Here is a 10,869-nt window from a genome sequence, read left to right as displayed (position 1 = left end):
CTTGTCGTGAAGGTTGAACGAGCCCGCCGGGCACTGGCTGGCCGGCAATTTTGCGGCCTGTACCGCAAGCCGGGTATTTTGCCGGGTGGGAACGGGATTCCCTGGGGATGTATCACAGAAAAAAACCAGTACCTGGTGATAATGCCGTGGCGTTTTCCTGGGCGGGTGTTGGTGTTTTTATCGCCCGGCGGTGGGAAGGCGCACGGTTACTGGAATACATAGCCCTTACTGGAATATAGCCTCGACAGGAGAGTTGAGAATGGTCATTCCCCGTTCGTTTATATCAAGTGCATTTGTTTTTTCACTCGTTTCCCCCGTTTCCGTTTTTGCGCAAACCTTACCAACAATCACTCTGTTGGCAACCGGTGGCACCATCGCTGGTGGTGGCGAGTCCGCCACACAATCTAACTATGTTGCCGGGCAGTTTAATGTTGACCAGTTAGTTGCCGCAGTGCCACAGCTTAGTGATATGGCCATTATTAAAGGTGAGCAGGTGGCAAATATTGGCTCACAAGACATGAATGACAAAGTGTGGTTGTCATTAGCTAAAAAGATTAATGCACAATGCGCGGCCAGCGATGGCTTTGTGGTTACCCACGGTACAGACACGCTGGAAGAAACGGCCTGGTTTCTTGATCTCACGGTAAAGTGCGATAAACCAGTGGTTCTTGTGGGGGCGATGCGCCCGGCAACCGCAATGAGCGCAGACGGACCATTTAATTTGTATAACGCAGTGGTGGTTGCGGCAGATAAACACTCGGCGGGCCGGGGTGTTTTGGTGGCAATGAATGACATGGTGTTTGATGCCCGCGACGTGACGAAAACCCACACCACCGGGGTGCAGACTTTCCAGGGCGCGAATTTTGGCCCACTGGGGCTGGTTCACAATGGGCGGGTCGAATACCTGCGGGTTTCTGCACGCAGGCATCCGGCTCAGACTGTGTTTGATGTCAGCAAACTTGATGCCCTGCCAAAGGTGGATATTGTCTATAACTACGCCAATGCCTCTGCGGCACCAGTGAAGGCGCTGTCTGGCGAGGGCGCACAAGGGATTGTCAGTGCCGGTGTGGGCAACGGTAATCTTTACCACCAGGTGTTTGATGCACTGGTTGAAGTGCGCAGGCAGGGTGTTGCTGTTGTGCGCTCTTCGCGAGTACCTGGCGGCGCTACCACGCGTGATGCGGAAATTGATGATGCCCGGTATGGCTTTGTGGCTGCAGGCACACTGAACCCACAGAAATCACGCATCTTGCTGCAACTGGCTTTGACACAAACTGAGTCGCCAGAAAGTATCCAGGCTATTTTTGATTCGTATTAACACAATATCGTTATTCCCTGCCTGCCAGTTTCCATGCTGGCGGGCTTTTTTGTCCCTGTTAACCGGGTGGTTACAAAATGATACGAAGGTAAACTACCAAGTTTTCCTTCGTAACTGTAGACTGCCTGTATGGAGTAAGGAGCGCATAAAATGAACGATTCAACCCTAACCGCTGCCAGCCTGCGCAGCCTGGTTGGCAGGCTGTCGCGCCGTTTGCGCGCATCTGCACCTCCTGGCGATTTAACCTGGTCTCAGGTTGCTGTGCTGGGCTATTTGGTGCGTGATGGCGCCATGACGGTTACCGAACTGGCAGATGCTGAAAGGGTGCGAACCCAGTCAATGGGCGCAACCGTTGCCAGTTTACAGGCATCCGGCATGGTAACCGGTGAACCCGACCCGAACGACGGGCGCAAAACACGTTACCACGCCACTGAAGCCTGCCAGGCGCTGGTGTCAGCTAACCGCGCAATGCGTGATGACTGGTTATTGCAAGCCATGGAGAGCCAGCTTTCACAGGAAGAACAGCAGCAATTAACGCAACTTGTCCCTTTACTCCAGAAACTGGCTGACTATTCATCCTGAGAGGTTATACATGGCTATTACTACCCTTGATGCCAATACGGCACTGATCGTTATCGACCTGCAACATGGCATTGTTTCTCTGCCTACCGCGCAGGATACTCGCCCGGTTATTGAAAAATGCGCCCAACTGGTTGGCGCTTTTCGCAACGCACAGCTCCCCGTGGTGCTGGTGAATGTTGCCGGGGGCGCTCCCGGGCGTACAGAGCAGCCGCGCCACAGTGGTGAACTGCCTGCCAACTGGGCAACGCTTATCCCGGAGATGACCCCACAGGCTGGCGATATCACTGTTACTAAACACTCCTGGGGCGCATTTAACAACACGCCGCTGCATAGTGAACTGCAACAACGGGGTGTGACCCAGGTTATTGTGGTGGGTGTGGCAACCAGTATTGGTGTTGAATCCACTGCCCGCCAGGCGTATGAGCTGGGTTACAACGTGGCGCTGGCGGTAGATGCAATGGCCGATCTGGCGGCAGAAACCCATGCGAACAGTATTGAACGTATTTTCCCGCGCCTGGGGGAAACCGGCACCACAGCCGATGTTCTGGCACAGGTTAGCGCCAGGTGATTAAGGCGCCGGCATCACTGGCCCGCTGGTGCGGGCTGGTACTGATTTCCGCCTTGCTGGTTCTGGTTCTGGAAGCGGTACAGATCCCGGCGGCTTTATTGCTGGGGCCGATGTTTGCGGCTATTGGTTTTGCGGCATCCAGCCGCCCGGTGAGTATTCCCCGCCCGTTATTTCGTAGTGCGCAGGCCGTGGTGGGCGCTATGATTGCTGCCGCTATTCCTCCCTCGATTTTTCACGAAATCGCTCGCCAGTGGCCACTGTTTCTGGGGTGTGTGGTTTCGGTTATTATCGCCAGCCTGGTGTTGGGAGGGCTGTTAGCCCGCTACCAGGTTCTGCCTGGTTCCACGGCAATTTGGGGGTCTTCTCCAGGTGCCGCTACCGCCATGACACTGATGGCGGAAAGCTTTGGTGCCGATGTGCGCCTGGTGGCATTTATGCAGTATTTGCGGGTGATGGTGGTGGCGCTGGTCGCCACACTGGTAACTCGCCTGTGGGTGAGCGATATTCCGGATGGTGCCGCAGCCCAGATAAACTGGTTTGCTCCGGTACCTCTGTGGCCACTATGCGCCACTTTGCTGGTTATCGCTGGCAGCGTATTGCTGGCTCACTGGGTTAAGCTCCCTGCCGGGCCCATGTTACTGGCACTGGTGCTGGCAACGGTTGCGCAAGATGCCGGTGGTTTGGCTATTACACTGCCAGAAACCTTGCTGGCACTGGCTTATGCGTTTGTTGGCTGGGGCATTGGTTTGCGCTTTTCCGCAGAGATCCTGCGCCATGCAGCCCATGCGTTGCCGCGTGTGCTGCTTTCCGTATTAACTCTGGTGGCGGTGTGTGCCGGGTTTGCCTGGCTGTTGGTCCGGTTCGCAGGTATCGACCCGTTAACCGCATACCTGGCAACCAGCCCGGGTGGTGCGGATTCGGTGGCGATTATCGCTTCGTCCAGTAATGTGGATTTGCCTTTCGTGATGGCGATGCAAACCGGGCGCTTTATTCTGGTGATGCTTACCGGGCCGCTGTTATCACGCTGGATAGCCAACTGGATGCAAAGGCGTTCCATGCCCAGGTAAACCTGAGTTGTTGGCTAAGGTGCGCAGAATACCAGGACTGTGTGATACTGGGTATTGGCTCAGCCGTTAACACAGAGGATGTCTGCATGGAATTGGCTATGTACCTGGTAGATGCATTCGCGCACCAGGCCTTCTCCGGAAACCCTGCCGGGGTGTGTATTACTCCCGAACCACTACCTGATGCACTGCTACAAAAAATTGCCGCAGAAATGGCTGTTTCCGAGACGGCATTTTATACCCCTGGCAGCCAGCAGTTACGCTGGTTTACCCCGCTTACTGAAGTTAACTTGTGCGGGCACGGTACGCTCGCCACTGCGCATGTTTTACAGCAAACCGGTGCGCTTAATAGCGGGGAAACATTAACATTCACAACCCTTTCTGGCCCGCTGCATGTAACGGCAGGGCGGGATGCAATCACTATGGATTTCCCGCTGTTGCCACCCAATATGGCAGTGCCTGCCGGGCTGGCATATCTTGCCGCACTGGGGCTTACTGATGAGCAAGTAACAGCACAGGGCATGTTCGGTGAGAAGCATTTTATTGTGGTCAGTAGCGAAGCTGTTGTACGCCAGCTGGCACCAGATTTTGCGGCCTTACGGGCGTTACCCGGGCGTGGAATTGTGGTGAGCGCCCGTGGCGAAAATGGGTTCGATATTGTTTCGCGTTACTTTGCTCCCTGGGTGGGGGTGAATGAAGACCCGGTAACCGGCTCTGCACATTGCGCTCTGGCGGCTTACTGGTGCGCTGAGCTTGGGAAAACGCAATTGCATGCGTTCCAGGCTTCTGCGCGTGGTGGTGAGTTGTCGCTCGCGTTGGGTGAACCTGGCCGGGTGAACATTGGCGGGCAGGCGCGCACTATGCTGGTAGGGGCTTTTACTCTGTAATTTTCCGGGCATTACCACAGGGGGGCAATTTTAGTGCCTTCCCTTCCCAGTGGTAATTGTGTTATTCGCACCATTGTTAACGGTTGTGGCTGCCACACTGTGATATCATCAGCAAACTGCATTCTTGAAAAAACGCACAATATATTCTTAAATTTTCAAAAGTGGAAATATTTCACTCCCTGTTTTTTCTGTAAAATGAGGTAACTATTTCATTAGCTGAACTATCGTTTCCGTAATATTACACGAACACCGCCATTTTTTATCAGGCACGGATTATGTGTTATTTCAGTTAATAACGTATACAATTTAATAACATTACTGGAGTGGCTTCATGAACCTTAAACAGTTGTACTATTTTAAAAGGCTGGCTGAAAAGCAGCATTATACTGAGGCCGCATCAAGCCTGTTTATTACTCAGCCTTCATTGAGCCATGCTATTGCTGAGCTGGAAAAAGAATTAGGTGTAACTTTATTTGAAAAACAGGGAAGAAATGTCCGTATAACCAGTGGTGGCATGCTATTCCTGCCTTATGTAGAGAAAGCGATTTGTGAGTTGGAAAAAGGCTGTAACGCCCTGACTAAGCTGGCAGATGTTGCATTTGACCACGTGAAACTGGCCTTTATCTACACGATGGGGGAGTATGTCATTCCCCAACTGATTGAGCATTTCACCGCCCAACCTGCAACAAGCAACATTCAGTTTTCATTTTACCAGGGGACAACGTCATCAATTGTTCAGGATTTGAAAGCAGATAAATTTGATATGGCTATTTGTTCAATGATGCCGGATGAAACCGATATTGACTTCACACCTATTATTAGCCAGGAGTTAGTTCTGGTGACTGCGAGAAATCACCCTCTGGCGCAAAAAAACATTCTCAATATTGATTTAGAAGATGTGGCGGAATATCCCTTTATCTTTTTTTCAGAAAAAAGCGGTTTGCGCCAGTTTATTGATAAGATCTTTGTGGGTAAGAATATCATTCCCAATGTTGCCTGTTATGTTGAGGAAGATACCGCAATGGTTGGGTTAGTCGGCATTAATTATGGGATTGCCATAATGCCGCGGATTAACTTGTTATCGTCATCAAATGTTCATGTTATTAACCTGAATAACATTGAGCAAACCCGTTATGTGTACCTGGCAACCCATAAATACCGCACGATGTCGCCACCTGCACAGGCGTTTAAAGCGTTTATGCTGCGTTTTTGCCAGGAGAATTCGTTTCGCTAAGATAAACCGGTAAACAACTGGCCAGGTTGTTTACCGGTTTGGTTATCAGGCCGAGAGCAGTGGCAATACTGCGCGCATAGCGCTGACAGAGATTTGCCCAGGGGCTGAAGCCTGGCCCACAGCACCAAAAGTCATGCTGGAGTGGAATACTTCACCGCACAGGCGGCTGATAACGCCCAGTTTGCCCATCGACATAGTAATCAGCGGTTGCGTGGCATACAGTTCCGCCATGGTGGTGGTGGCATCCAGCAATACCAGCACGTCCTGTCTTGTTTGCGGCATTACCGCAATTTTGGGCAGGTCTGCACCCAGTTCCTGCATCCGGCGCAAGCGCCAGATTATTTCTTCTTTCGGCGGTGTTTTATGGAAATCGTGGTTACTCATGATGACGCGCACGTTGCACTCATGAGCAATTCCCACTAACTGCGCAATACGTTTTTCATCATTGAAGAGCTCAACATCAATCAGGTCAACCAGGCCGCTGCCTGCCGCCATGGCGTTCAGGGCAAAATAGTCGTCATCGCTGAGCTGGCACTCCCCACCTTCTTTTTTGCTGCGGAAAGTAAACAGCAGTGGTGTGGCAGGCATGATGTCACGCAGTGCGGATAACACACTCTTGACTGCCGCCTGGTCGCTAACCTGGCTGAAGTGATCTACTCGCCATTCCACTAAATCTGCTTTCTGTAACAACAGTTCGTGAGCATTGACGACGATTTCTTCGCGGGTTTTCCCCATCAACGGTACGCAGATAAGCGGCGTACCAGTACCAAAAGTGATATTTCTGACAGTAACTGTGTTCATAATCCCGTTCTCCTGTGAGGCTCGTTGGTGTCAGACCTGAGCACTTTTAACGGCAAAGTGGGCACCTGCGAATTGCCTCACGCCGATAATTAAGGCCAGCGCAAATCCGGCGGCAGCCAGGCCGGTATCAAACCACATAATACTGGCGATACTGGTGTGTGATAATTCTGCTGTAATCAGTGGGATGGTGAAGGTTGCCAGGCTCCCAGCACTGTAGAAAATCCCGGTTGCTTTCCCTTTAGCCTGCGGGAATTTCATTGCCATGATTGTCAGCGCCAGTTGCATAACACCGCCAGCGGCGGAGAAACCGATGACAAATGCGAACCCTGCCACCATTACAGGCGTTGGCCACAGGCAAACACTGAGCAGTGCAATAAAGGAGATAAAGGTATACAGCATCAACAGGGTATGTGAGCTGACTGTCTTTTTCACCAATGCGGCTGTAATGAATACGCAGGACAATGACCCAACGGTATACAGGCTCAGTAACTTAATGGCAGAAGCGTATTCCATTCCTGCAACAAACTGACCGTATTGAGAAAGCCACTGGCTGACCAGATAAAACGTCGCCATAGAGATGTAGCCGTAGAGCGTGAAGCAGGCTATATCCAGTATCTCACTGCGTGACATCCGGGGAGCGGCCGCCACCTGGTTGCTGGCACCTGAAGCCGGATTGTTCGCTTTTCCTGCCTTTTTTTGGTCCTGGTCCGGGAAAGGACGTTTGAGCAAAAAGATGGCATTAAGGATCATAATGCACGCGGCAACAACAAACGACCAGCCAAACCAGGCATTGCCCCAGACCAACAGGCTGATAATAAACGGCAACAGGAACTGGCCTGCGGAAACAAACGCTTTAATCAGAATATTGGCTGTACTGGGCGAATTGGGGAACGACTCCATCAGCGCCGGGTAAGTTCCTGAATCCAGGAAACTGTTGGCGATACCGGCCAGGAAGCCAAACGCGTAAGCAACAGCAATGGTCTGCGACTTCAGTATTCCAAAGAAAAACAGTAAGTAACAGGCCATTCCCAGGTAGATAAAGGGTTTGCGCCCAAAGCGGTCTGAAAGCATACCAGACAAGAACAGCACCACCAGTCGCCCAATCCCCAGTGAGGAAATAACGATGGATACCCCGGCGGCGTCAGTCTGCCATTGTTGCTCAAGGTGTGGCATGTTCAGGGAGATAAGAATCACGCCCATCCCATGAACCAGGTAATTAAGGTATAGCCCCAGAGCGGTGGGAAGATAACGATTTTTCATCTTCTCGTACCTTATCAAAATAGAATATTTTTAACGTATTCAATGGGCATTTCTTTCCCGGTCCAAATTTCGAATGCGCGGGCACCTTGCCACAGCATCATGCCAAGACCATTCATGGTGCGGCAGCCTTTCTTCTCGGCAATTTCCAGCAAACGTGTTTTCAGTGGGTTGTACACCACATCGGTGACAATTAAATCCGGGCGCAGGAAGCTGTCGTCTGGCAGCAATGTCTGGCCCACATAAGGTTTCATCCCCATACCTGTGGCGTTGGCGAACAGCACGCTGTCATCCATTTCCTGGCGCAGGCGTTTGCTGTCGTCCATATCGTAGAGATTCACCACGCAGTTGGTGTTATCGCGGATTTTTTTGACGGTGGCTTCGGCATTGGCAAAGAAGTTATCTTTACGGTTAAAAATGGAAATTTCTTTTACACCGTCCAGCGCGGCCTGCACACAAATGGCAGTTGCAGCGCCACCGGCACCACACAGCGTAATTTTTTTTCCAATAATATCTATTTGTTGTTCTGACAGCGCGCGCATATAACCCGTACCATCGGTGATGTGCCCGGTCAGAACGCCGTCATCGTTGACCACGGTATTCACCGCACCTACCAGTTGTGCTGCGGGGGACAGTTGGTCCAAATACTGGCATACCGCAGTTTTATTCGGCATGGATACGTTAAAACCGCGCAATTTCAAGGCACGAAACCCCTGAATAACGTCGGGCAGTTCCTGGTTGTCCACTTCAAAAGCCAGGTAAACGTAATCAAGGCCCAGTTTGGCAAAGGCTTCGTTATGCATGGTGGGTGACAGGCTGTGGCGGATAGGTGTGGCAATCAAACCGATCAGCTCTGTGTGGCCAGTAATACGTTCTGTCATGATAATTTCCTCATTATATTTAAATGCAAAAGATGTAGGGTTGGCAGCCTGGCGCTGTCAGGTGTTTGTGTTGTCGTTACGCCAGAACGCCCATGTCTTCGAGTGTGCTGAGAATATTTCGCCCTTCACGTACCCCGTCGATGATGCGGCGGGCAGCGACGCTGTCGCCGATATTGACGATGTTGACGTTGTGTTCCAGTCCCCAGGATTGCAGCGGGGAAAGGGTGTGCTGGTCAGCCCGCATGCCCAGGCAAACAAAGCCATAGTCGAAGGGAAGGTGAAGGGTTTCGCCTTGCTGTTCAGCGGTGAAGCTGTCGGCGTTAACCGACATCAGGCGAGTGTTCATGTACTGAGTCACACCATATTTCTGCAGCATGCTCATCATGGATGTTTTGGTTATCAGGTCTAAATCACGGCCAGGGGCCGGCATCATTTCTACCAGCGAAACATGTGCGCCGCGCAGAGCAAAAAACTCGGTCACATCCAGCCCGACAGCACCGCCGCCAATCACCACGACCTGTTTATTTTCCGGGTGGTCAAATGCCGGCAGATTGTTGAGCATGCCTTTAATGGAAAAGACTTTGCTGTTGGGTTTATCAATAAAGTCCATCAGCCCGTTAATGGGCGGCAACAAGGGTGACGAACCCGTGGCATTAATTACCAGGTGTGGCTCCAGTGCCGCAATGTCCCGGACACTTGCCTGTTTGCCGGTGATAAGGCGCAGGTTACTGAGCCCATTGATGCGGTTTTTCATAAAAGCCGGGAAATCAGCGATACGGCGTTTTTCAGGGAGCGTAGATATTTCTGCGGCCAGGCCTCCCGGTTGCCCTTTGGCTTCCAGTAGCCAGGTTTCGCAACCCACTTCAGCTGCTGTGCAGGCGGCTTCCATCCCGGCGGTACCCGCACCAATCACTACCACGCGTACAGGTTCACGAACGTGGCGTTGTTTATAGGCGTCGCCATGAATAATGTCGGGGTTAATTGAGCAACGAATGGGCCGGGAACGGGCGATACGGTGGTCGGCACAGCCAATATTGCAGGAAATACACTTGCGCATCTGTGCTTCCTGGCCGTGTTGTACTTTGTTGACCCATTCAGGTTCCGCAATCAGACCACGGCCGATGGCAATCAGGTCGGCATCGCCTTCAGACAGAATACTTTCGGCAATGGCCGGGGTGCGGATGTTGCCGGAAACAACAGTCGGCTTATGGAATTTATCCCGCACAACACGCGATAACTTGCGTTTCCAGCCGTCTTCCAGATCCATCTGGTCAATCTGGAATTGGAGTGTGTCGTTTAAGGCAACGGAAACATTGAGAATATCAACCTTGTCCTGGCAGTAAGACAGCATGGTTATCATGTCATCTTTGTGGTTCCCGCCTTCGACAAAGTCTTCCAGGCTGAAACGCAGGCTGATTGGAAAACGGGGGCCAACTTGTTCACGGACTTTATCAATCACTAACTGAACAATACGGGCACGGTTCTCCAGTGAACCACCAAATTCATCATCACGCTGGTTATAAACCGGGGAGAGGAACTGGCACAGCAGGTAAGAGTGGCCCGCGTGAATCTCGACACAGTCAAAACCCGCCTGGCGTGCACGCAGTGCTGCTTCACCAAATTTATCAATAACCTGGTAAATATCTTCTTTGGTCATGGCCCGGGGAACCAGACCATTTTTTTTGGAAGGCACATTGGAAGAGGACAATGGTTGTTGGTGATTCAGGCGGCCAGGATATGCCGATGCCCCTGCGTGGTTAAGTTGCACTGAGACACAGGCACCGTGTTTATGCAGGCGCTCTGTCAGGCGAAACAGCCCGGGTACATACTGGTCATTATCAATACGTAATTGTGTTGTACCATTTGAAGCGAAAGGGAAATCAATACAGACATTTTCAATTGTAATTAGCCCGGTACCACCTTTGGCTCGCAGCTCATAATAATCCAGTTGCTCTTCTGAAACCTCGCCATTAATTCCGGCAAAGTTCGTTCCCATTGGGGGCATTATGATACGGTTTTTTAATGTCATGCCATTTATTGTGACAGGCGAAAATATATGGCGGTAAGTATTCATTTTGCTCTCCTTGGGTACGACAGAGTGCATCTTTTCAGTAATTAATAGATTGCATTCTTGGGGTGATTTTTTTTCTTATCCTGATGGTAGAAGAGCAATGAGAGGGAAAATAATGCTTTTTTTTATGGGTAGTCATAGAGGTATTCTATGGAATTAACAATTTTATGATGTTGTTTTAATTTTTAGGTTAACTTGCAAGTTAC

General features: G+C 51.2%; 11 protein-coding genes. 7 read left to right on the top strand and 4 right to left on the bottom strand.

Annotated features, from left to right (window positions below):
- Window positions 1–6: 6 nt before the first annotated feature.
- From DT73_RS07945 to DT73_RS07915, 7 genes are all read left to right on the top strand, one after another.
- Window positions 7–222, top strand: coding sequence for a hypothetical protein (locus tag DT73_RS07945; RefSeq protein WP_146211510.1), 216 nt, complete (start codon window positions 7–9; stop codon window positions 220–222).
- A 37-nt stretch (window positions 223–259) separates the two neighbouring features.
- Entirely contained in the window at window positions 260–1,318 is a 1,059-nt protein-coding gene (ansB, locus tag DT73_RS07940) for an L-asparaginase 2 (protein WP_036106642.1), read from the top strand.
- A 150-nt stretch (window positions 1,319–1,468) separates the two neighbouring features.
- Window positions 1,469–1,900: a MarR family winged helix-turn-helix transcriptional regulator gene (locus tag DT73_RS07935; RefSeq protein ID WP_036106640.1), complete on the top strand. Its 432-nt coding sequence runs from the start codon at window positions 1,469–1,471 to the stop codon at window positions 1,898–1,900.
- 10 nt (window positions 1,901–1,910) lie between these two features.
- Window positions 1,911–2,468 (top strand): isochorismatase family protein, encoded by a 558-nt coding sequence (locus tag DT73_RS07930; RefSeq protein ID WP_036106636.1) that lies wholly within the window; start codon window positions 1,911–1,913, stop codon window positions 2,466–2,468.
- Window positions 2,465–3,535 (top strand): AbrB family transcriptional regulator, encoded by a 1,071-nt coding sequence (locus DT73_RS07925; protein ID WP_051691301.1) that lies wholly within the window; start codon window positions 2,465–2,467, stop codon window positions 3,533–3,535. The genes DT73_RS07930 and DT73_RS07925 overlap by 4 nt, the downstream gene beginning before the upstream one ends.
- A gap of 86 nt (window positions 3,536–3,621) precedes the next feature.
- Window positions 3,622–4,419, top strand: coding sequence for a PhzF family phenazine biosynthesis protein (locus DT73_RS07920; protein WP_036106633.1), 798 nt, complete (start codon window positions 3,622–3,624; stop codon window positions 4,417–4,419).
- A 331-nt stretch (window positions 4,420–4,750) separates the two neighbouring features.
- The gene (locus DT73_RS07915; RefSeq protein ID WP_036106630.1) at window positions 4,751–5,653 is read left to right on the top strand and encodes a LysR family transcriptional regulator; all 903 of its coding nucleotides are present in this window, start codon (window positions 4,751–4,753) and stop codon (window positions 5,651–5,653) included.
- Window positions 5,654–5,698: 45 nt separating this feature from the next.
- On the opposite strand, the gene aroD is transcribed toward DT73_RS07915, so the two are convergent.
- The 4 genes from aroD to DT73_RS07895 all read right to left on the bottom strand — a co-directional run bounded on the left by aroD (window position 5,699) and on the right by DT73_RS07895 (window position 10,666).
- Window positions 5,699–6,457, bottom strand: coding sequence for a type I 3-dehydroquinate dehydratase (aroD, locus tag DT73_RS07910; RefSeq protein WP_084172253.1), 759 nt, complete (start codon window positions 6,455–6,457; stop codon window positions 5,699–5,701).
- 27 nt (window positions 6,458–6,484) lie between these two features.
- Window positions 6,485–7,714: an MFS transporter gene (locus DT73_RS07905; RefSeq protein WP_036106625.1), complete on the bottom strand. Its 1,230-nt coding sequence runs from the start codon at window positions 7,712–7,714 to the stop codon at window positions 6,485–6,487.
- 14 nt (window positions 7,715–7,728) lie between these two features.
- Complete coding sequence (locus DT73_RS07900; protein WP_036106623.1) at window positions 7,729–8,592, bottom strand: shikimate dehydrogenase; 864 nt, start codon at window positions 8,590–8,592, stop codon at window positions 7,729–7,731.
- Between the two features lie 76 nt (window positions 8,593–8,668).
- Window positions 8,669–10,666 (bottom strand): FAD-dependent oxidoreductase, encoded by a 1,998-nt coding sequence (locus DT73_RS07895; RefSeq protein WP_036106620.1) that lies wholly within the window; start codon window positions 10,664–10,666, stop codon window positions 8,669–8,671.
- Window positions 10,667–10,869 lie beyond the last annotated feature (203 nt).

The organism is Mangrovibacter sp. MFB070, from assembly GCF_000705335.1.
Lineage (GTDB): Bacteria > Pseudomonadota > Gammaproteobacteria > Enterobacterales > Enterobacteriaceae > Mangrovibacter > Mangrovibacter plantisponsor.
The sequence above is the reverse complement of the archived record's forward strand: the minus strand, read 5'-3'. Positions and strand labels throughout refer to the sequence as shown.